The 21479-nt window shown below is 70.0% G+C and carries 14 protein-coding genes; 10 read left to right on the top strand and 4 right to left on the bottom strand.

The features are described from left to right. Positions 1-139 precede the first annotated feature (139 nt). A complete protein-coding gene (locus tag ABZ532_RS23635; RefSeq protein WP_361287073.1) occupies positions 140-1195 on the bottom strand; it encodes a phosphatase PAP2 family protein in 1056 nt (351 codons plus the stop codon). 481 nt (positions 1196-1676) lie between these two features. On the opposite strand from ABZ532_RS23635, the gene ABZ532_RS23630 reads away from it, so the two are divergent. Both ABZ532_RS23630 and ABZ532_RS23625 read left to right on the top strand, forming a co-directional pair. Then, positions 1677-3476 carry an MFS transporter gene (locus ABZ532_RS23630; RefSeq protein WP_361287070.1) on the top strand — a complete coding sequence of 600 codons (1800 nt, stop codon included), beginning with the start codon at positions 1677-1679 and terminating at the stop codon, positions 3474-3476. Between the two features lie 81 nt (positions 3477-3557). Continuing rightward, positions 3558-4748: an acyl-CoA dehydrogenase family protein gene (locus ABZ532_RS23625; protein WP_361287067.1), complete on the top strand. Its 1191-nt coding sequence runs from the start codon at positions 3558-3560 to the stop codon at positions 4746-4748. Between the two features lie 326 nt (positions 4749-5074). Here the strand turns inward: ABZ532_RS23625 and ABZ532_RS23620 are convergent, their stop codons facing one another. Beyond that, positions 5075-5509: a cell division protein SepF gene (locus tag ABZ532_RS23620; RefSeq protein ID WP_361287064.1), complete on the bottom strand. Its 435-nt coding sequence runs from the start codon at positions 5507-5509 to the stop codon at positions 5075-5077. 299 nt (positions 5510-5808) lie between these two features. On the opposite strand from ABZ532_RS23620, the gene ABZ532_RS23615 reads away from it, so the two are divergent. The 3 genes from ABZ532_RS23615 to ABZ532_RS23605 all read left to right on the top strand — a co-directional run bounded on the left by ABZ532_RS23615 (position 5809) and on the right by ABZ532_RS23605 (position 9288). Continuing rightward, a complete protein-coding gene (locus ABZ532_RS23615; RefSeq protein ID WP_361287061.1) occupies positions 5809-7041 on the top strand; it encodes a DUF5685 family protein in 1233 nt (410 codons plus the stop codon). 444 nt (positions 7042-7485) lie between these two features. Continuing rightward, the gene (locus ABZ532_RS23610) at positions 7486-8391 is read left to right on the top strand and encodes a S1 family peptidase (RefSeq protein WP_361287058.1); all 906 of its coding nucleotides are present in this window, start codon (positions 7486-7488) and stop codon (positions 8389-8391) included. Between the two features lie 417 nt (positions 8392-8808). Continuing rightward, positions 8809-9288: a hypothetical protein gene (locus ABZ532_RS23605; RefSeq protein ID WP_361287055.1), complete on the top strand. Its 480-nt coding sequence runs from the start codon at positions 8809-8811 to the stop codon at positions 9286-9288. A gap of 23 nt (positions 9289-9311) precedes the next feature. Here ABZ532_RS23605 and ABZ532_RS23600 read toward each other — a convergent pair whose 3' ends face one another. Next, positions 9312-10214, bottom strand: a complete 903-nt coding sequence (locus ABZ532_RS23600; RefSeq protein WP_361287052.1) for a DUF4231 domain-containing protein — start codon at positions 10212-10214, stop codon at positions 9312-9314. Positions 10215-10650: 436 nt separating this feature from the next. Between ABZ532_RS23600 and fxsB the strand changes: the two genes are divergently transcribed. The 4 genes from fxsB (at position 10651) to fxsT (ending at position 19034) form a co-directional block, all read left to right on the top strand. Then, a complete protein-coding gene (fxsB, locus tag ABZ532_RS23595) occupies positions 10651-12897 on the top strand; it encodes a radical SAM/SPASM protein FxsB, inactivated metallohydrolase extension form (protein WP_361287049.1) in 2247 nt (748 codons plus the stop codon). Between the two features lie 25 nt (positions 12898-12922). Next, positions 12923-13657, top strand: a complete 735-nt coding sequence (locus ABZ532_RS23590) for an AAC(3) family N-acetyltransferase (protein ID WP_361287112.1) — start codon at positions 12923-12925, stop codon at positions 13655-13657. An 81-nt stretch (positions 13658-13738) separates the two neighbouring features. Next, a complete protein-coding gene (fsxC, locus tag ABZ532_RS23585; RefSeq protein ID WP_361287109.1) occupies positions 13739-15121 on the top strand; it encodes an FxsC protein in 1383 nt (460 codons plus the stop codon). Beyond that, positions 15105-19034: an FxSxx-COOH system tetratricopeptide repeat protein gene (gene fxsT / locus ABZ532_RS23580; protein ID WP_361287046.1), complete on the top strand. Its 3930-nt coding sequence runs from the start codon at positions 15105-15107 to the stop codon at positions 19032-19034. Before fsxC ends, fxsT begins: the two co-directional genes overlap by 17 nt. A gap of 52 nt (positions 19035-19086) precedes the next feature. Here the strand turns inward: fxsT and ABZ532_RS23575 are convergent, their stop codons facing one another. Continuing rightward, entirely contained in the window at positions 19087-19962 is an 876-nt protein-coding gene (locus tag ABZ532_RS23575; protein ID WP_361287043.1) for an alpha/beta hydrolase, read from the bottom strand. Positions 19963-20345: 383 nt separating this feature from the next. Between ABZ532_RS23575 and ABZ532_RS23570 the strand changes: the two genes are divergently transcribed. Beyond that, positions 20346-21431 carry a S1 family peptidase gene (locus tag ABZ532_RS23570; RefSeq protein ID WP_361287106.1) on the top strand — a complete coding sequence of 362 codons (1086 nt, stop codon included), beginning with the start codon at positions 20346-20348 and terminating at the stop codon, positions 21429-21431. Positions 21432-21479 lie beyond the last annotated feature (48 nt).

The following is a 21479-nucleotide window of genomic DNA, read 5'->3' as shown; positions in this document are numbered from 1 at the left end:
GGGGGGCCCCCCTGTGACGCCTGACCGCGGCGGGCCCCGGCCATACTTGGTCGGGGCCCCACGGCGTTCAGCGTTCAGCGGGAGAGGCCGGGGGCATCGGCCGCGCGTCATGCGCGCTTGCGCGCCGTCAGGCCCGGCCTCAGCCGCCCGTGACCGGACGCGACCGGGACGCACGTCGGCCGGCGGCCGACGATGCCACCGGGTTGCCGTGCGAGGTGTGCGGCGCATGGGAGCCGTGCGGGGCGTGCGTGCCGTACACCGAGCGCGCGACGGCATACGGGCGCGCCTGGGTGAGCTGAGCGGTGGCCCCGGACGCGGCCGTGCCGGACGTGGCCACCCTTCCTCCACCGCCGCCCGCGCCCACCGGCCTGCGCACCGGCTCGGCGTCCTCCGACGGCGCCCGCTGCGCGAACATCGCCGGACGAGGACCGCCCGACACGACCGGGAACGAAGGCACCGGCAGCCGGTGTTCGCGCAGCCGGTCGCGCATCGACAGGATGACGTCCTCCGCCCGCCCGATCAGCGGCTCGCACCAGGGCAGGGCCAGCAGGACGAGCAGTCCCGCCGCCCAGCCGAGCAGCACATCGCTCAGCCAGTGCGTACCGAGATAGACCGTGGTCAGGCCGACCCCGAGCGCCACCACGGCGGACAGCGCCGACAGATAGCGCCTGGCCCGCGGAGTGGTAGCCATATAGGCGAGGATTCCCCAGGTCACGACGGCATTGGCGGTGTGGCCCGAAGGAAATATATCTCCGCCCGCGAACATCTCGGCCGAGCCGATCTGCGTCGCGTAGTGCGGCCCGAGCCGCCCGAGGCCGAGTTTGACCGCGCCGACCGTCGCGTTCAGCAGCAGCAGTGCGGCGCCCAGGGAGAGAAGCGGTCGCAGGGTGTGCTGCCGCCAGGAGCGCCAGCCCAGCCAGGCCGCCACCATCACGGCGGTCGGGCCGCGCTGGCCGAGCACGACGAAGTAGTCCAGAAACGCGTGCAGCTCCGGCCACTGCTGATACGGCCGGAAGAGCATGACCTTCCAGTCGAGGATCACCAGCCAGGACGAGACGAGCACGGCCACGACGATCGCGCCATAGAACGCCGCGGTCCCGCCGAGAAGGGCGAGACGGGTGCGGCTCATCCGCGGGATCTCTATCTTCGGCGGCTCCGGCTCCCGGTCCAGACGGGCAAAGATGTCGGTACGCACCCAATCGACGTTACAGGGAGTGAGTGTGCGGTCAGGCCGATCCCGGCCCTTCGTGATGACGATGTGATGTGGAGTCGGTCTCAGTCGGACATTCTTTCCCGCGCGCCCGGGGAAAAGTCGGGGGAGTCCGGGGAGTGCCGAAGAAAGGCCCACGGTGGCCGTTCGAATTCACCGTTTGCCCTTCTCCGAGCGGTGTGTTTGTACGCCGGGAAGTCCCCGGGGAGCCGGAGGTCAAGCAGTTCACGCGCCATGGTCACGCGGAATTCCGGGGCCCATCCGAGCGTGGTCGGTGCCGCCTCCCCGGCACTGCGGGCGTGGCGTACGCCACACCGCGGGGCTTGTCGAGGTGAGAGGTGGACCACGCGTCAGCGGCTCCGACTCGCGTACATTGACTGATCACTCGCCCTCGATGCCGGGCCACCCACCCTGGGCTCCGCCCCGGAACGCCCACCGACGCGAGAGACCACCAGGAGGTACGTACATGTTCGGGACGACCACGACCGGAGCGCGCTTGCGTGCCACCGGCGGCGGTGCCAACCGCTGGGTCGTCCTGCTCGTCCTCTGCGTCAGCCTGCTGCTGGTCGCGCTCGACGCGACCGTGCTGCATGTCGCGGTGCCCGCCGTAACCGAGGACCTCCGCCCTAGCGGGGTCGAGCTCCTCTGGATCGTCGACGCCTACCCGCTGGTATGCGCCTCGCTGCTGATCCTCTTCGGCACCCTGGGCGACCGCGTCGGCCGCCGGCGCGTACTTCTGCTCGGCTACGCGCTCTTCGGCGTGGCCTCCGCCGTCGCCGCGCTGGCCACCAACCCCGAGGTGCTCGTCGGCGCCCGCGCCCTGCTCGGCGTGGGCGGCGCGATGATCATGCCCGCGACCCTCTCGATCCTCCGTGCCGTCTTCCCGGACCGGCGCGAGCGTGCCACGGCCATCGGCATCTGGACGGCGGTCGCCGCCGTCGGCGCCGCCACCGGCCCGGTGCTCGGTGGCTTCCTGGTCCAGCACTTCTGGTGGGGTTCGGTCTTCCTGATCAACATCCCGCTGATGGCGCTGATCCTTCCGGTCGGCCGCTGGCTGCTGCCCGAGTCCAAGGGAAGCGGCAGCGGCCCCTGGGATGTCGTCGGCGCGCTGATGGCGGCCTCCGGTGTGCTCACACTCGTCTTCGGTGTGAAGCGGCTCGGGGTCGGCCACGGCCCGCTCGACATCCTCACCTCCGGTCCCCTGCTCGCCGGGGTTCTGCTCCTCGCCTTCTTCGTACGCCGTCAGCGGCGCCGCGACCATCCCCTCATCGACATGCGGATGTTCGCCCGGGCCACCTTCTCCACCTCGGTCGGCTGCATCGTGCTGGCCATGCTGGCGCTGGTCGGCCTGGAGCTGATCGCCGTCCAGTACCTCCAGCTCGTGCTGGGGCTCAGCCCCCTCGAGACGGGCCTGCGGCTGCTGCCGCTCACCTTCGCGGCCATGGCGGCCGGTGCGACCGGCTCGTACACCCTGCGCCGCATCGGACCGCGGCGGATGGTCGGCTGGGGCTTCGTGCTGACAGCGGCGTCGGTGCTGCTGCTCACGCTGATGGGGCACGACGACCGGCCGCTGCTGCTCACCGCCGGGTTCGTGCTGCTCGGCTTCGGGCTCCAGACCACGCTGTTCGGCGCGTACGAGTCGATGCTCAGCGAGGCTCCCGCGGCGCAGGCGGGCGGGGCCGCCGCCATCGGCGAGACCTCCTACCAGCTCGGAGCCGGCATGGGCATCGCGCTGCTCGGCAGCGTCATGAACGCCGCGTACGCGCCCGGGCTGACCGGTGCGTCGGGCGTGCCGGGCACCGCGCGCGAGGCCGCGACGAACTCGCTCGGTGAGGCGTACCAGATCGCCGATGCGCTGGGCGGCCCGGCCGGCGACGCGCTGCGGATCGCCGCGCGGTCCGCCTTCGTGCACGGCCTGCATGTCACGCTCGTGGTCAGTGCCGGTCTGCTGCTGCTCGGGGCGCTGGCGGCGCTGCGGCTGCCGAGGGCGATGGAGTGCCCCGACGGGGTCGAGGACACCACCGACGCCAGCGTGATCGCCCAGGCCGGTCCCGCGTCGGGCACCAGGTCCGAGGCGTCCGCCGCTCAGTCCGACCCCACGCGAGACCCCACGTCCGGCACCCAGGCAGGGCCGCACGTGCCCGAGCTGCCCGGCCAGGCCCTGCTCGGCCCCTGCGACCACCTGCGGTCCGCCACCACGGCCCCGGCATACCGCAGCCCCGCGGAGGCGGCGGGCGCGGCCCGCTCTGGACGCACGGCACACTGAGCCGTAACGTCAGCGCTGATCGTTAACTAACACTGTTAGGTTCGCGCACAGCGCCAGTGCCGGCCGCCGGAGGCACCCCTGATGACCGCATCCTCGAAGCTGCCCCCCTTTGACCCAGCCGACCCCCTCGGCATCGACGACCTCCTGGAGCCGGAGGACCTCGCGATCCGCGACACGGTCCGCTCCTGGGCCGCCGACCGCGTGCTGCCGTATGTCGCCGACTGGTACGAGCGCGGTGAGCTCCCCGGCATCCGCGAGCTCGCCCGTGAGCTGGGTTCGATCGGCGCCCTCGGGATGTCGCTGACCGGCTACGGCTGCGCCGGTGCCACGGCCGTCCAGTACGGACTGGCCTGCCTGGAGCTGGAGGCGGCCGACTCGGGCATCCGTTCGCTGGTGTCGGTCCAGGGCTCGCTCGCCATGTACGCGATCTGGAAGTACGGCTCGGAGGAGCAGAAGCAGCGCTGGCTGCCCTCGATGGCCGAGGGCAGCACCATCGGCTGCTTCGGTCTGACCGAACCGGATGTCGGCTCCGACCCGGCCGCGATGCGCACCTACGCCAAGCGCGACGGCGGCGACTGGGTGCTGACGGGCCGCAAGATGTGGATCACCAACGGTTCCGTCGCCGGGGTCGCGGTCGTGTGGGCGCAGACCGACGAGGGCATTCGCGGCTTCGTCGTGCCGACCGACAGCCCGGGCTTCACGGCCCCGGAGATCACCCACAAGTGGTCCCTGCGTGCCTCCGTCACCAGCGAACTCGTCATGGACGAGGTACGGCTGCCGGCCGACGCCGTGCTGCCGGGCGTCACCGGTCTCAAGGGCCCGCTTGGCTGTCTGTCCCACGCTCGCTACGGCATCGTGTGGGGCGCGATGGGGGCGGCCCGTTCCAGCTTCGAGGCCGCACTCGACTACGCGAAGACACGCGAGCAGTTCGGCAGGCCCATCGGCGGCTTCCAGCTCACCCAGGCCAAACTCGCCGACATGGCGCTCGAACTGCACAAGGGGATCCTGCTCGCCCTGCACCTCGGGCGGCGGATGGACGCCGGGAAGCTCCGTCCGGAGCAGGTCAGCTTCGGGAAGCTCAACAACGTGCGGGAAGCGATCGAGATCTGCCGCACTTCACGCACCATCCTCGGTGCCAACGGGATCTCGCTCGAGTACCCAGTGATGCGCCACGCGACCAATCTCGAGTCGGTGCTCACCTACGAGGGGACCGTCGAGATGCACCAGCTCGTGCTCGGCAAGGCGCTCACCGGTCAGGACGCCTTCCGCTAGGGCGTGTTGCGAAAGTAGCGCCGTCCGCCCGGAGGGTGGGGCTCGCGGCGTCCGGTGCGTGCGATCGCAAGGCGGAGGGTCGTCCTCGTACTGGACGTACTTGGCTGAGTCCGACAACGCAGTGAGTGTGCGTGCTGGGGGCACCTCCCAGGCGAAGCTCTGGGGGAGTCGCGTGCCAGGCGGGACTCTCGCAACACGCCCTAGGCCGGAGGCCCGGACCGGCGAGCGCCTTCCTCGGTCCGGCTTCCGCGTCTGCCGGGGGACGCCGCGCGGTACGGCGTCCCCGCCGCGGGCCGGGGTGCGGGGCCGGGATGCATGTCCCGGCCTCAGCTCTGGTTGAAGAAGCCGTCACCGGTCTGGCCGGTGGGCTCTCCGGTGACGATCTCCGTGTCGGCGGGGGTCAGCAGGAAGACCCGGGTCGCCACACGCTCGATCGATCCCCGCAGCCCGAAGGTCAGCCCGGCCGCGAAGTCGACGACGCGCTTGGCGTCGGAGGGCTCCATGGAGGTCAGGTTGACGATGACCGGGACGCCCTCACGGAAGTGCTCGCCGATCATGCGCGCATCGCGGAAGCTGTCCGGGGAGATGGTGGCGATCCGGCGACCCTGCTCCTGAGCCGTCTCGGAGGCCACGCGAACCCGCGGGTCGGTGACCCACTGCTCGGCCGCTCCCGTACCCTCGGTGTACTCGTCGTCGTAGTACCGCTCGTCGTTGTCCTCGACGAGCCCCAGCCATGCGCTCGCCTTGCGTACCGATGCCATGGACGCCTCCTTTCACCGCGGTCACTTGAGGTTCCGCACCCCTATGGTCGTCCATGATGCGGATCGCGCGCCAAGGGGATAGTCGCCGCGCGAGGGTTTCGTGACGGTACTGGTGCAGAAGTTATGGCGTTTCGTCAACATTGTTCCTGAATAGGGGCCCTGAGAGGGCTTCAGGAGCCTCATATCGAAGCAAAATATGAAAGTCGTGCCGGATGGGTGACGTCCGGCGCGTATGGGCTAAGAGGCCCGGCGGGTACGATGCGGCCCGCGCACTCGAACAGCTTCCCGGGGGACATGTCGTGTTCGGAATCGTCAGGCCCTGCACCCATCGGCTGACCGACGGTCTCAAGACCGAGTGGATGGCCCATCTCTGCGGGCTTTGCCTGGCACTTCGCTCGGACCACGGCCAGTTCGCCCGGGTCGTGACCAACTACGACGGCCTGATCGTCTCGGTTCTGACGGAGGCTCAGACCTCGTGGCCCACAGGGCCGCTCCGGAGAAAGGCCGGCCCCTGCCCGCTGCGCGCCATGCGTACGGCGCCCGTCGCCCGGGGCGAGGGTGCGAGGCTGGCCGCCGCCGTATCGCTCGTGCTCGCGTCGGCGAAGGTGCGCGACCACGTCGCCGACCGTGACGGGCTGCTGGCACGCAGGCCGGTGGCCGCCGCGGCGCGCAAGGTCGCCAGGAGCTGGGCGCAGGCCGGTGCGCGGACCGGCCGTGAGCTGGGCTTCGACACGGCCGTGCTGGTCGACGCCGTCGACCGGCAGACGGGGATCGAGGCACTCGCGGGACCCTGCACCCCGCTGCTGGCGGTGACCGAGCCCACGGAGACCGCGACGGCGGCGGCCTTCGCCCACACCGCCGTACTGGCGGGCCGCCCGCAGAACATCGCCCCGCTCGCCGAGGCGGGCAGGCTCTTCGGGCGCCTCGCCCACCTGCTGGACGCCGTGGAGGACAGGGAAACCGACACCCTGTCGGGCGCCTGGAACCCGCTCACGGCGACCGGCACCTCGCTGGCGGAGGCGCGACGCCTCGCGGACGACGCGCTGCACGGCATCCGGCTCGCCCTGCGGGACGCGGAGTTCGCCGACGACAAGCTGCTGCACATGCTGCTCGCGCACGAGCTCAGGCGGTCCGTGGACAGGGCCTTCGGGTCGGCCACCTGCTCGCACCAGGGACACGGCTCCATGCCCCCTCAGGGGAACCCGTACGGCTACGGCCCCGGCGGAGGATCACCCGGGCAGGCCGGCCCGTACGGCTCATATGGCCCTTACGGCGGCGGTCCCGGCGCACCCGGAGGCCCAGGTGGTCCCGGTGGGCCGCCCCCGCAGTTCGGCGGCGGCCCGCACCGGCCGGCCCCGCGCGGCTTCTGGGCTGGGTGCGCCGCCTTCGTCGGACTGTGCTGCACATGCAAGCTGTGCTGTGCCGAGGAGTACGAGGGGCCCTGGTCCCGCAAGAAGCGCGAGGGCTGCTGCCGCGACTGCGACTGCTGTAGTTGTGACGGCTGCGACTGCTGCTGCCCGTGTGACGGCTGATGAGACGTCGACCGCGCCGGAACGTCGACTTCCGGCCGGGGCGCATTCGGGGCGTGCGGGACATGGAGCGGCGGCGCACTCCCGCTGCCGCGCAACCCGGGGCCCCGGCCCGGGCTGTCGTCACCGGCATGTGGTCCGTGCCTCCCACCGGGGGAAACGACCAGCCGATCCGGTCGGCTCCGCACCGTCGCCCGCGGACGGCCGGGCGAACCCAGCCGCTCCCCCCGGTCTGCCGAGCGGCCCGGCCGACGCGGCGGAGCCCGCGGCCCCAAGCGACCGAAAGACACCCTTGCGCAGGTAGTTGACGCTACGAATACTCCCGAGCAAGCGCTTGTCAGGGGCACGGTGGAACTGGAATCCCGGAGTCCCCTGCTCCACTGACTGCGCCTCACGGGCCCGTCACCCCACAGGCGGGTCCCCGATTCCCCTCTGGAGGAACGACAAGTGAGGATCAAGCGCACCATCCCCCGCAACGGAGTGGCGAGACGCAGCCGCCTGCTCGCCCTCACCACCGGCCTCGTGGCAGCCGCAGCCCTGGCCGTCCCCACCGCCAGCGCCGACGAGGCACCCCGCACCTTCAGCGCTTCACAGCTCTCCGCCGCGAGCGACGCCGTGCTGGAAGCCGATGTGGCCGGCACCGCCTGGCACATCGACACGGCGACCAACACCCTGGTCGTCACCGCCGACTCCACCGTCTCCCGGGCTGAGCTCGCCCAGATCCGGCAGTCGGCCGGAGTCAACGCGGGCGCGCTCCGCATCGAGCGGGCCCCCGGCGCCTTCCGGAAGCTGATCTCGGGCGGCGACGCCATCTACACCTCAAGCTGGCGCTGCTCCCTCGGCTTCAACGTCCGTGACAGAGCAGGCACCACCTACTTCCTGACCGCAGGCCACTGCACCGACGGCGCGGGCACCTGGTACTCCAACTCCTCCCGCACCACCGCCCTCGGTCCGACCGCCGGCTCCAGCTTCCCGGTCAACGACTACGGCCTCGTCCGCTACACCAACACGTCGATCTCCAAGCCCGGCACCGTCGGCAGCGTCGACATCACCAGTGCCGCCAACGCCACGGTCGGCATGTCCGTGACCCGCCGCGGCTCCACCACCGGCACCCACAGCGGCACCGTCACCGGCCTCAACGCCACGGTCAACTACGGGGGCGGGGACATCGTCTACGGCATGATCCGTACGAACGTCTGCGCGGAGCCCGGTGACAGCGGTGGTTCGCTCTACTCGGGCAGCCGGGCCATCGGGCTCACCTCGGGCGGCAGTGGCAACTGCACCTCCGGCGGCACGACCTTCTTCCAGCCGGTCACCGAGGCACTCAGCGCGTACGGGGTCAGCGTCTACTGATTCCGTCTGATCCCTTCTGGTCCCTTCGGATCCCCTCCGGTCTCGTCGGAACGCAGCCGCACCGTGCAGCAGTTCGCGCCATAGGCGCCCCGACGCGGATACCGCCGGTGGTTCGTGGGCAGTTCCACTCGGCCTCGCTGAGCCTGGCTCGGCGGGGCCGAGCGCTGCCAGGGCAGGCCGGGACGACCATGACCGCGCGGCGGAGCCCCCGACCGCGACCCGCCTGCCGGGCGTCCACCTCCTCCCCACCGCCTGCCCCCCGTCCGGCGGCCGGGGCCGAAGCCGGTGGCTTCGCCGAAACGCCGTCCGCCGTACCGCCGGTGTCCGAATCAAGGGCAGAGGTTCGACGTCTTGCGGGTATTTGAGAGGATGTCAGAACGGTCGCGCAGCGTTGGGTCTTTCTGGGGGGTTCGATCTGTGAAGCGCATCGGAGTGACCGGCCACCGGAACATTCCGCCCGAGGCCATGTCCCATGTCCGCGCCGCCATCCGTGCCCTTCTGTGCGATCACAGCGGCTCACTGGAGGCGCTGTCCAGCCTGGCGGCCGGAGCCGACCAGATCTTCGCCGATATCGCTCTCGAATGCGGTGCGGCACTCACCGTTGTCATCCCGAGCGGTGACTACGAGCACGACTTCGACCAACCGGACGAGCTTGCCCGGTTCCGCAGCCTGCGCGGTCTGGCCAGCCAGGAGGTGCGGATGGCGTTCGACCACTCCACCGACGAGGCGTACTACGCCGCGGGGGCGTACATCGCCGACAACTGCGACCGGCTGCTCGCCGTCTGGGACGGGCTGCCTGCCCGGGGACTCGGTGGGACAGGTGACATCGTGCGGTACGCGCGGCAGACGGGCACACCCGTCACCGTCATCTGGCAGCCGGGTGTGCGGCGTGCCTGATTCGCCAGTCGGCCGACGGACCGTCAGCTGCGGTGGCGCACCAGCCAGTCAGTGTGCTGGGGCGAGACGATCCGCTCGGTCTCGTACACGGCGGACGGCCACTGCTGCTCGGTCACCGAGGTCTCCATCGCGATATGGATCGCCGCCAGGTCCTCCTCCACCAGCGAGTGGGCGGCGATCAGCGGCTGGTGCCGGCGGATCTCGCTCCAGGCCAGACAGGCGGCGGCCGCCGCCGAGAGCAGCCCGAGCGGCTCCGGGGAGTCGGTGACCGCGAAAGTGCGCAGGATCCCGAAGACGAGGGCCAGCAGGGTGAGCAACCCGATGGTCAACTGCCACAGCAGGGTGGCGCGCCGGGAGACCTCCGTGCGGCGGTGGTACCAGTTGCGCTGCTCGATCAGGCGGTCCCGTACGTAGGTCTCCTTGCGGACGCTGAACACCTTCTCCCGCAGCAGCCGCATCGGCGTGGTGATGAGTTCCGTGCCCGCCGTAGTTTCCCCGCTCTCGCGCGGGTCCGACCAGCCGACCTTCCTCAGCTCTGCCAGACCCTCCTCCAGACGGGTCACGAACAGCTGGTCGGGGTCGGGGGAGTCGGAGTCGAAGGGGGCGCCATGGACGGCGTACCGCCAGCACATCGAGCGGATGAACTCCGCTGCGGAGCGGTTGAGTTGCCACTGCGACTTTGCTCGCTGGCGGGAGCCGCGGAAGCTGACCACGAGCACCCCCGCGTACGCCAGCACGCCGAGCAGTCCCGTGAGTTGGAAGGAACTGCCGATCGCGCCGCGCCATGGCAGCGCGGCCAGGGCGGCGCCCAGGACCAGGAGCAGCAGCTGCAGCCGGGTGCCGTTGACGGCTTCGCGCTGGCGTGAGACGGCCGTTTCATCGGTTCGGTGGAAGAGAACCGGCAGATCAGCGTTTCGGAAGACCATGCTTTGGAGATGTCCGGGAACCCCGGCCATGCGTACCCCCCTCGGCGGATTTGGCTTCACTCTTTCGATGGAATGGCTTGTTCCGTTCGGAGTGGGGAATACTCGCGCCACGCTTTTGTTGCAGATCCACGTGACGAGTTGCTGCGGGTGGCCATGAGAGTAAAGTCGTGCCGCCGACACTGCAACGGTGCGGCGCCCTGTATTAGCACAAGATGACCTAGGACGGCCGTCGTGACCTTCCAGACCTCAGCCACCTTCACCACAGCGAAGAAGAATCGTGTGCCCGTCACCGAGATCGACGTGCACGGTGCCGACGCAGTCAGGAAGCTGGGCCGTGTGCGTCCCGCTTCCGTCGGCAGGACCGATCGGGTGCCGAGTTTCAACTCTGCACTCTAGTATGGGCTCCAGGCCCCCGGCCTGACCCTAGACTGGTGGAATGACAGGACCGTTGGTCCCATTCCGTGAGATCGTCCTCAAGGTGCACAGCAGGTGCGATCTCGCATGTGACCACTGCTATATCTACGAACACGCAGATCAGAGCTGGCGCACACGCCCTAGGACAATCTCTGACGACGCGATTGTCTGGACAGCTCGGCGACTGGCCGAGCATGCCAAGACCCACGCACTACCCTCCGTGACAGTGATCCTGCACGGAGGGGAGCCATTGCTGGCGGGTCCAGCCCGGCTACGACGGATCTGCGAGGAGCTGATCTCCGCCCTCGACGGCGTCGCCGCGCTCGACCTGAGGATCCATACCAACGGGCTCCAGCTCAGCCCCCGCTATCTCGACGTCTTCAACGAGTTCGGCGTCAGGGTCGGTATCTCCCTCGACGGTGACAGGACGGCCAACGACCGCCACCGCCGCTTCGCCGACGGCCGCAGCAGCCACCCCCTGGTCCTCAGAGCCGTGGAGCTGCTCCACCAGGACCGCTACCGCCACCTCGACCTCGGCCTCCTCTGCACGATCGATGTGCGCAACGACCCGGTCGCCGTGTACGACGCGCTCATGGAACTCGACCCACCGCGCATCGACTTCCTGCTTCCGCACGCCACCTGGGACGAGCCGCCCCCGCGTCCCGACGGTTCGCCGACCGCCTACGCCGACTGGATCCTCACGGTCTTCGACCGCTGGAACCGCCAGGGCAGGCCCGTCCCTGTGCGTCTGTTCGAGTCGGTGCTCTCCACACTCTCCGGAGGCTCCAGCCTCACCGAGTCCCTCGGTCTCGCGCCCACCGACCTCGTCGTGGTGGAGACCGACGGCGCGCTGGAGCAGGTCGACTCGCTCAAGAGCGCCTACGACGGTGCCGCGGCCACCGGATTCACCGTCTTCGACCACGCCCTGGACGAGGTCGCGGCCCATCCCGGCATCCGCGCCCGCCAGCTCGAACTGGCCGGTGTCAGCGAGACCTGCCGCCAGTGCCCCGTCGTCCGCTCCTGCGGCGGCGGCCTCTACACCCACCGCTACCGCAGCGGCGGGGACTTCGACAACACCTCGGTGTACTGCACCGACCTGGAGGCGCTCATCCGCGGCATCGAGCTGCGTACCGCCGGCTCCTCCGTGTCGCCGGCGGTGACGGACGCCGCGGCGCTCCGCACCGAGCAGTACGAGCTGACCTGGCTGCTGCTCGCGGGGCTCCATGACGCGCTGGCCGGACGCGGCGGTGAGGACTGGGCCCGTGCCTGGGAACTCATGGAGGCCGTCGAGCACTCCGACGGACTCGGCTTCGACGAGGTGCTGACGCACCCGTACACGGCCAGCTGGCTGCACGAGGCCCTGGACGCCCTGGAGCAGGAGCGCCCCGGAGCCGCCACAGCCCCGGCCGCACGGCTGTCGGCGTCGGTCGCCGCGGCTGTCGTACGGGGCGGATCCGAGCTGCCGGTCCCGGTGCCGTACGAGCACCGCGTGATGTATCTGCCCACTCTCGGCGAACTCCGGCTGACCGGGGCCGAAGAGCGCGGCACGGCGCGGGTGTGCGCCGTCGAGAAGGGCTTTCTGGTGCGGGTCGGCCGTGACGAGCGCCTGATCGTGCGCCCGGGCGAAGCTGCCGCCGGCTGGCGGCCGGTGCGCCGGTTCGGCCGGGACGGTGCCCCGGACCTCGTGATCGATGACCTCGATCCGTACCGGGACTGCTTCGGTGCACCCGTCGAGCCCAGGCTGGGCCTCGGTGAGGCCGCCGACTGGACCGGCCGGCTGGCCGCTGCCTGGAGCCTGCTCCGTGCACGCGTGCCGCGGCAGGCGGACACGGCCGCGGCCTGCCTGACCACACTCACTCCGCTCACCCGGCTGAGCGGCAACGGCCCCGTGGTGGGCCGGCACGGCCTCGGCGCCCTCGGGCTGCCGCTGCGCGCGGACAGCCGGGAACTGGCGCTCGCGCTGCTGCGCGGCCAGCGCAGGGCGCGGTTCCAGGCCCTGCGCGAAGTCACCGACCTGTACGCACAGGACGGCTGGTGGACCCACCCGGCGCCGTGGACGGACGCGCCGGTGCCCGTTTCGGAACTGCTGGCCGGCGCACACGAACGGGCCGGTCTCGCGGCGTTCGACCCGGACGCCGCCGAGCAGGCACTGCGGGCGCTCACCACCCTGGAGCGCGCCGCCGAACTGACCGTCAGCGGGAAGCGCCTGCTGACGCAGCTCGAGGACGAGCTGAGGGAAGAGGTGGACCGTGACCTGTGCCGCGCATGAGCGGGTTGGGCTTGCGTACGACCTCATGCGGTTGGGAATCGGGGCAGGGGACGTGGTCCTCGTCCATGCCGCACTCGGCGGCAGCGGGCTGGAGGCCGGTGCCGTACGCGACGCGCTGCTGACGGCGCTGGGCCCGGACGGCACTCTCGTCGTCCCCGCCTTCACCGCGGAGAACTCCGACACCTCCACCGCTCATCTGCGCCGGGTGGCAGGCATGACACCCACTCAGGCGGCGGCCTTCCGGGCAAAGATGCCGGCCTTCGATCCCGCCACCACGCCCTGCACGGGTGTGGGCCGATTGGCCGAGTGTGTGCGGACCACTCCCGGGGCGGTCCGCAGCACCCATCCCCAGGTCTCCTTCGCCGCGCTGGGCAGCCGCGCCGGGGAGCTGCTCACCGCACATCCGCTGGAATCGCATTTCGGTGAGGATTCCCCCCTGGCCGCCTTGTACCGGGCCGGGGCACGGGTGTTGTTGATCAACGTGGGCTTCTCCGCGTGCACCGCCTTTCATCTGGCCGAGTACCGCACCGGTTCGCCGTTGCGGAGTTATCGCTGTGTGGTGCGCGGCACGGACGGAAGCCCGGAATGGACGGAATACAAGGACGCCTCTCTGGACGACAGTGATTTCGCATGCATCGGAGATGCGTTCGATAGGCGTCGGGTGCAGAACGGACAAGTGGGAGGAACAGCCGCTCGATTGTTTTCGATCAAGGAAGCCGTGGATCACGCCGTGTTGTGGATGACCGAAAAGCGGCGCTGATTGACTGACGGTGAGGGGATGGAGCACGGTCAGCTCCGGAATGATTAATTCGCTCGCACTTCATCAGCCCTGAGAGTGCGAGTGCTCACACAGGACCAGGACGGGGGTCGTGTGCACGCGTCATCGCAGCAGCGAGCGGCGGACCATCGGCCGTACTTCTTTTTGAGCTATGCGCACACACCGAGGTACGGACCCGGGGGTCCCGACCCCGATATGTGGGTCGAGCGCCTCTTCCGTGATCTGTGCGGCCATGTGATGGCCATGACCGATCTGCCGGCCGGCGCCCCCGCCGGCTTCATGGACCGGGAGATACGCTCGGGCGAAGGCTGGTCGGAACGGCTCGGCGAAGTGCTCGCCACCTGCCGTGTCTTCGTACCGCTCTTCTCGCCCCGCTACTTCGCCAGTGAGATGTGCGGCAAGGAGTGGTATGCCTTCGCGCAGCGGGCCATCTACCACCAGGCCAAGAGCAACCGGCCCGCCGAGGCCATCGTGCCCGCACTGTGGGTACCGATACCGCCCGAACAACTCCCGGGACCGGCGGAGCGGTTGCAGTTCAATCACCGGGCCTTCGGCGACCGCTATGTCACCGACGGCCTCTACGGGCTCATCAAACTCCGGATATTCGCCGAGGAGTACGAGCGCGCGGTCTACGAACTCGCCAAACGCATCGTCAGTGTGGCGGACACCGCCGGAGTAGGCCCCAGCCGACCGCTCGACTACCGGCAGGCCCCGAGTGCCTTCGGCACACCGCGCGTGTCCGAACCGCGCAGCACCGGGCCCCGCCCCATCAAGGTCACCGTCGCCGCACCCACCCGGCACGACGTGCCCCGGGGACGCGATCCCGTCTACTACGGCGACATGCCGCAGGACTGGAACCCGTACCACCCGGAATCCGCCCGGGCCCTCGCGTATGTCGCACAGGACCTGGTCCGCTCCCTCAACTACCAGGCCACCATAGGGTCCTTCGACCACGACGCGACTCCCCTCGATGCCAAACAGCCGCCGACCCAGCCCGAGCTGCTGATCATCGACCGCTGGGCGCTGGAGGACGAGGAGAGACGGGCACGGCTCGCGGCCTTCGACGCCGAGCACCGCCCCTGGGTGAGTGTGGTCGTCCCCTGGAACCGCGACGACCACCAGAGCCGGGCCGCCGAGGCCGAGCTGGCCGCCAAGCTGGAGGCCACGCTGCCCACCAAACTCAGCCAGGGCAGGGCCGCCTGCCGCGCCGCAGCCCGGGGGGTGCCCAGCATGGAGGCATTCGGCCAGATCCTGCCGCAGGTGGTGGAGGCGGCCGCCCAGCAGTACCTCAGACACGCACAGGTCTATCCACCTGCCGGCGGCAGTCACACCGAACGCCCACGGCTGCGCGGTCCGATGGCGGCCGAGTACGCCACCACGCAGTTCATTCCCGACATGCTCGACCGTGCGCCTGATGCGGAGGACCCGGATGACAGTCAGTCGTGACGGACGCATCGTCACCTTCTACTCCTACAAAGGAGGCACCGGCAGGACGATGGCGATGGCCAACACGGCCTGGATACTCGCTGCCAACGGCAAGAGGGTCCTTGCCGTGGACTGGGACCTGGAGGCCCCCGGTCTGCACAAGTTCTTCCACCCCTTCCTCGACCCCTCCACGCTCGGCGCCACCACCGGTGTCATCGACCTGATCACCGAGTACGCCTGGGCCGCGACCAGCCCCGTCCAGCGCCCCGACGACTGGCACCGCGACTACGCTCGCATCCAGCCGCACGCCGTGTCCCTGACACCGGAGAGCCTGGGCTGGGAGTTCCCCGACGGCGGCACACTCGACTTCGTCTCCGCCGGAAAGCAGAACCGCGAGTACTCGGCGACCGTCTCCACCTTCGACTGGGACAACTTCTACGACCGTCTCGGCGGCGGGCACTTCTTCGACGCCCTGCGCGACGACATGAAGGCCAACTACGACTACGTCCTGATCGACAGCCGCACCGGCCTCAGCGACATCGCCGACATCTGCACCGTCCACCTTCCCGACATCCTGGTCGACTGCTTCACCCTCAGCGACCAGTCCATCGACGGCGCGGCGGCCGTCGCCCGCCAGATCGACGAGCGCTACGGCGGCCGGGGCATCCGGATCTTCCCCGTCCCCATGCGCATCGACGAGGGCGAGAAGGAGAAGGCGGACGCCGGACGGGCCCTCGCCCGGCTGAAGTTCGACCGCTTCCCGACCGGACTCTCCGGCGAGGAACTCACCTCCTACTGGGGCGCGGTGGAGATCCCGTACCGGCCCTACTACGCCTACGAGGAGACCCTGGCCACCTTCGGCGACGAGACGGGGCTCACCAACTCCCTGCTCTCCGCCTTCGAACGGCTCACCGCCGTGATCACCGAGGGCCGGATCACCGCCATGCCCGCGGTCGGCGAAGACGTCAGGCTGCGGATCCGGGACGCCTTCACCCGCCGCCGGCCCGCCCTGCCCGCCGACCTCTTCCTCAGCTATGTCGCGGAGAACCGGATGTGGGCCGACTGGATCGAGTCCGTCCTCACCCGGGCCGGGTTCCGCGTGGTCCCACGCGATGTCTCCGCCGAACCCTCCCCGGAGGACAGTGCCGTCCAGGCCGCCGAGACCGCCGCGCGCACCGTGGTGCTGCTCTCCAGCGCCTACCTCAAGTCCGCTCGGGCGATGGCGGTCTGGGAACGTGCCGCGTCCGAGGACCCGGGCGGCGGACGGCGCCATCTGCTGCCGTTGCGCGTCGGCGACGTACGCCTGACCACCCCCTACATCGACCGCAATCCCGTCGACCTGTTCCGGCTCGACGAGGTGCATGCCACCACGGCGCTGCTGCGCGCCCTCGACCGCCCGGTGCAGCTCGCCGACGGGGTCTCGCCCGGCCCGCGCTTCCCCGGCACCGTGCCCAAGATCTGGAACGCGCCGCCCCGCAACCCCGGATTCACCGGTCGCTCCGTCGTGCTCGAACGTATGCGTGACCAGCTCGGCGGTGGAATGGCCGTCGTCCTCCCGCAGCCGCAGACCCTCTACGGACTCGGCGGCGTCGGCAAGACCCAGGTGGCACTGGAGTACGTGCACCGCTTCATGGCGGACTACGACCTGGTGTGGTGGATCTCGTCGGAACAGGTCGACGACGTCATCGCCGGGCTCGCCGAACTCGCGGTCCGGCTCGGTGCCCAGGGCGGCGAGGACATGGCCGCCGCCTCCCAGGAGGCCGTCGACCTGCTGCGGCGCGGTGTGCCGTCCGCACGCTGGCTGCTGGTCTTCGACAACGCGGACGACCCCGAACAGCTCAAGCGCTTCTTCCCGACCGGGGGACACATCCTGGTCACCTCCAGGAACCAGACCTGGTCCCAGTACGGCGACGCACTGCCCGTGGACGTGTTCCTGCGCGAGGAGTCCATCGAGCACCTCCGGCGCCGCGCCCCCGGACTCACCGCACAGGACGCCGACCAGGTCGCCAGCGCGGTGGGCGATCTGCCGCTCGCCGTCGAGCAGGCCGCGGCCTGGATCGCGGAGACCGCTACCCCCGTCTCCGCGTATCTGGAACGGCTAGGTCAGCAGGCCTCCAGCGTCCTCGCGCTCAACCAGCCCGCGGGCTACCCCGAGCCGGTCGCGGCGACCTGGAACGTCTCCATCGAGCGGCTCAAGGAACGCTCGCCCGCCGCGGTGCGGCTCCTCCAGCTCTGCGCCTTCTTCGCGCCCGAGCCGATCTCCGCGAACCTGCTCTACAGCAAGGAGATGATCGAAGCCCTCAAGCCCTACGACGCCTCCCTCCAGGAGAAGCTGGTCCTGGGGCGGGTCATCCGGGAGATCGGCCGGTTCGCCCTGGCCAAGGTCGACCAGGTCTCCAACTCCATCCAGGTCCACCGGCTGGTCCAGGCCGTGATCAGGTCCCAGCTCAGCGAGCAGGAGCAGATGGACGCGCGCCATGCCGTCCACCGGATCCTCGCCGGCGCGCGTCCCGACGACGACGAGCCGATCGACAACCCCGAGACCTGGCAGCGGTTCGGCACCATCTGGCCGCACCTCGCCACGTCGGAGGCCCGCTACTGCAAGGAGCCGGAGACCCGCCGACTGCTCATCGACCGGGTGCGCTACCTGTGGAAGCGTGGCGACTGGCAGACGGCGGGAGAGCTCGCCGAGGACCTGAGGGACTCCTGGCGGGAGATGCTCGGCAACGACGACCTCCAGTACCTCTACCTCCGCTTCCACCTCTCCAACATCTTCCGCTCCCAGGGGCGCTACACGGACGCCAAGGAGCTGGACGAGGTGACCCTGGAGCGCCAGAAGGCGGTGCTCGGCACCTCCCACCCGCACACGTACATGACCACGTCCGGGCTCGCGATGGACCTCGGCGCGCTCGGCGAGTACGGCCAGGCGATGGAGCTGGCCACCGAGGCGCACGAGGGCTTCAGCCAGATCTTCCACGAGTCCCATCCGCGCACCCTGGCCGCTGCCAACAACCTCGCCCTGAACCTGCGGATGGTCGGCCACTACTCCCGCGCCCGGGAGATCGACCAGGAGGTCTTCGACCGGCGCACCGAGGTGCTCGGCCCCGAGCACCCGTACACCCTCTCCTCGGCCACCTCACTCGCCCGGGATCTGCGAGAGGTCGGGCACTACGAGGACTCGGTGACGCTGCTGTCGCGCACCTACGAGAGCTACAAGCAGACCCTCGGCCGGGCCTTCCCCGGCACGCTGGCCGCCGCCAAGAGCCTCGCCGTGTCGCTGCGCAGGGCGGGACGGCTCGAGGACGCGCGGCGGCTCACCACGGCTACCCGCAACCGTTACCGCGCCAAGTACACCTATGCCCACCCGGACTCACTGGCCTGTGATCTGAACCTGGCGGCCGACCTGTTCGCCGCGGGGGATCCGGTCGCGGCCAGGGACCTGGCGCAGGAGGTGGTCGACCAGTACATCGAGGCGCCGGGCGCGAAGCACCCCTACACCCTCGCCGCGATCAACAACCTGGGCATCTACCACTGGGGCTGCGGTGATCCCGAGACCGCGGACGAAGTTCTCCGGCCCACCGTCCGGAGGATGACCGGCATCCTCGGCAGCGCCCATCCCCACACCCTGTTCTGCACCGTCAACCTTGCCAACGGCCGGGCTGACCAAGGGGAGTTGGAGGAGGCGCTGGAAACCGAGCGGCGTGCGCTGAGCAAGCTCCGTGAGGTCCTGGGCGTCCACCACCCGGAGACGCTCGCCGTCGCCTCCAACATGTCCGTGACACTCGGCGCGCTCGGCCGCAAGGACGAGGCGGCGGCGCTGCGTGCGGAGACCGTCGAGGAGCTGGGGAGGCTGCTCGGCGACGATCACAACATGACGCGGATCGCCAGGGAGGAGCGGCGGATCCACCGGGATCTGGAGCCGCTCGCGGTGTGACGCGGCGCCTCGTGGTGCGGGGCTGGCCCCGCACCACGAGGCGCCGGGCGTGTCAGCGATCCGGCTCCAGCAGCCAGGTGAGGATCCCCGGCAGGGCATGCAGTGCGTCGAAGTGGGCGGCGGCCGGCTCCAGTACGGCCGTCGCGCCCGGGATGCGCTGAGCGAGCCAGCGCGAGTGGCCGACCGGTGAGAAGACGTCCTTCTCGCCGTGCCAGAGCAGCACCGGTGGCTTGATCTCGGCAGGGTCGAAACCCCACGGGCTACAGAAAGCGAGGGCGTCGTCGATCCAGCCGTACGCCGAAGTGCGCAGCGCTTCCTGGTAGTTGCGCAGCAGCATCGTCCGGACACCGGCATCCGCGACCACCATACGGTCGGAGTCGGTGAGCTCCCTGCGCAGATCGTCGAGGAGCTTGACCGGATCCCTGCGGATCTCGTCGGAGCGCATGATGAAGCGCTCCGTCAGCCGGTCCGGGTCCGTGGTGGCCGTCGAGTACTCGAGGACATTGGACGCGGCCATGCCCTCGAACCAGTCGAGACCCTCCGCGTCCCGCGGGGCCAGTGTGACCAGTGCGGCTGCCCTGGTCACCCGGTCGGGGATCAGCGCGGCACAGGCCAGAGCGTGTGGTGCGCCGCCTGAACGGCCCACCACGGCGAAGCGGTCCAGCCCGAGGGCGTCGGCGATCACCCGGATGTCCTCCGCGACATCGGCCACACTGCGGCCCGGCAATCGGTCCGAACCGCCGTATCCAGGACGGTCGTACGCGATCAGCTGCATTCCGCGCTGGTACAGCACCATGCCCCGCGGGGCCGGGCCGAGTCGGCTGCCCGGGGTGCCGTGCAGCAGGAAGACGGGCCTGCCACGGGGATCCCCGAGTCGCTCCACCATCAGGTGTCGCCGCCCGTCCGAGGCGCGCACGCGACGTCGCAACCCCCGCCTCCTTCACGCTATGAGCCCGTCGGTCCGTGTATCGGGCCGTATGTGCTGTGTGCAGCCATACTGTCCTGGCATTCCCCTCCCTCGTGATGATTACCCATCAACCGACCGGAAACAGTGGGCCCGACAGCGTCGAAATCAGGACAGGACTAGTCCTTACGGGCCGCCCACCGCCCGATTGCAACGGGTGTTCGCAAAAGGAACTGGTGGGTGATGTTCGACGGTTGTGAACGAACGAGGGGCACGTTCGGTCGGTCGTGTGTGCGTCCTGAAGTCGACCTTGTGTGTTACCGGCCGGTCTCGGAATAGTGGACGGCTCATCCTCCGTACTCGGCCACCCCACTTGGCCGCGCACGGTCCCCCACAGGAGGTTGATGTTGAAGCACCGCCGCATATCCCGGAAGCGCGCGACGATAGCGGGCGGCGCCGTCGTCGCGCTCGCCGCCGCCGGAGTCACCTTCCAGACTGCGAACGCCAGTGAGGAAGCCCCGAAGCCCACCCTCAAGACCCTGACGGCGACGGCGGCCGGAAATCTCGCGTCGACCCTGGTCAAGGATCTCGGCGGCGACGCGGCAGGCGCCTACTACGACGCCGAGGCCAAGGCCCTGGTGATGAACGTGGTCGACGAGGAAGCGGCCGAAGCCGTGCGCGAGGCGGGCGGCAAGGCCAGAGTCGTCCAGAACACCCTGGCCGAGCTGAAGTCGGCCCGGAAGACCCTGACCGACCGCGCCACCATCCCCGGTACGTCGTGGGCCACCGACCCGGTGACCAACAAGGTGGTCGTCACTGCCGACCGCACGGTCAAGGGCGACGCCTGGACCAAGCTCCAGGCGGTCGTGGAGGGCCTCGGCGGCAAGGCGGAGCTCAAGAAGTCGGCAGGCGAGTTCAAGAAGTACATCGCTGCCGGTGACGCCATCCACAGCGGTGGCGGCCGCTGCTCGCTCGGCTTCAACGTCGTCAAGGACGGCGCGCCGCACTTCATCACGGCCGGCCACTGCGGTGAGTCCGGCAGCGAGTGGTCCGAGTCCGCGGGCGGACCGGCCATCGGCTCCATGGTCGAGTCCCAGTTCCCCGAGAACGACTTCGCTCTCGTCAAGTACAGCGGTGACACCGAGCACCCGAGCGAGGTGAACCTCTACGACGGCACCACCCAGAAGATCACCAAGGCGGCCGATGCGACCGTCGGCATGAAGGTGAAGCGCAGCGGCTCCACCACCCAGGTGCACGACGGCGAGGTCACCGGTCTCGACGCCACCGTGAACTACGGTGACGGCCAGGTCGTCAACGGCCTCATCCAGACCAACGTCTGCGCCGAGCCCGGCGACAGCGGCGGTGCCCTCTTCTCGGACGACTCCGCGGTCGGTCTGACCTCGGGCGGCAGCGGTGACTGCACCGCCGGCGGCGAGACCTTCTTCCAGCCGGTCACCGAGGCGCTCCAGGTCCTCGGCGCGGAGATCGGCTAGGACCGGACAGGGCCCCCAAGCCCTGACGGACCTGCTGAGGGCCGAGCA

This window comes from Streptomyces sp. NPDC019396, assembly GCF_040632375.1.
Taxonomy (GTDB): Bacteria; Actinomycetota; Actinomycetes; order Streptomycetales; family Streptomycetaceae; genus Streptomyces.
The sequence above is the reverse complement of the archived record's forward strand: the minus strand, read 5'-3'. Positions and strand labels throughout refer to the sequence as shown.

Bases quoted from the DNA above. Each gene is read 5' to 3' on its own strand.
- ABZ532_RS23630 (WP_361287070.1), top strand. From the start codon at position 1,677: ATGTTCGGGACGACCACGACCGGAGCGCGCTTGCGTGCCACCGGCGGC.
- ABZ532_RS23625 (WP_361287067.1), top strand. From the start codon at position 3,558: ATGACCGCATCCTCGAAGCTGCCCCCCTTTGACCCAGCCGACCCCCTC.
- ABZ532_RS23620 (WP_361287064.1), bottom strand. From the start codon at position 5,509: ATGGCATCGGTACGCAAGGCGAGCGCATGGCTGGGGCTCGTCGAGGAC.
- ABZ532_RS23600 (WP_361287052.1), bottom strand. From the start codon at position 10,214: ATGGTCTTCCGAAACGCTGATCTGCCGGTTCTCTTCCACCGAACCGAT.
- fxsB (WP_361287049.1), top strand. From the start codon at position 10,651: ATGACAGGACCGTTGGTCCCATTCCGTGAGATCGTCCTCAAGGTGCAC.
- ABZ532_RS23590 (WP_361287112.1), top strand. From the start codon at position 12,923: ATGCGGTTGGGAATCGGGGCAGGGGACGTGGTCCTCGTCCATGCCGCA.
- fxsT (WP_361287046.1), top strand. From the start codon at position 15,105: ATGACAGTCAGTCGTGACGGACGCATCGTCACCTTCTACTCCTACAAA.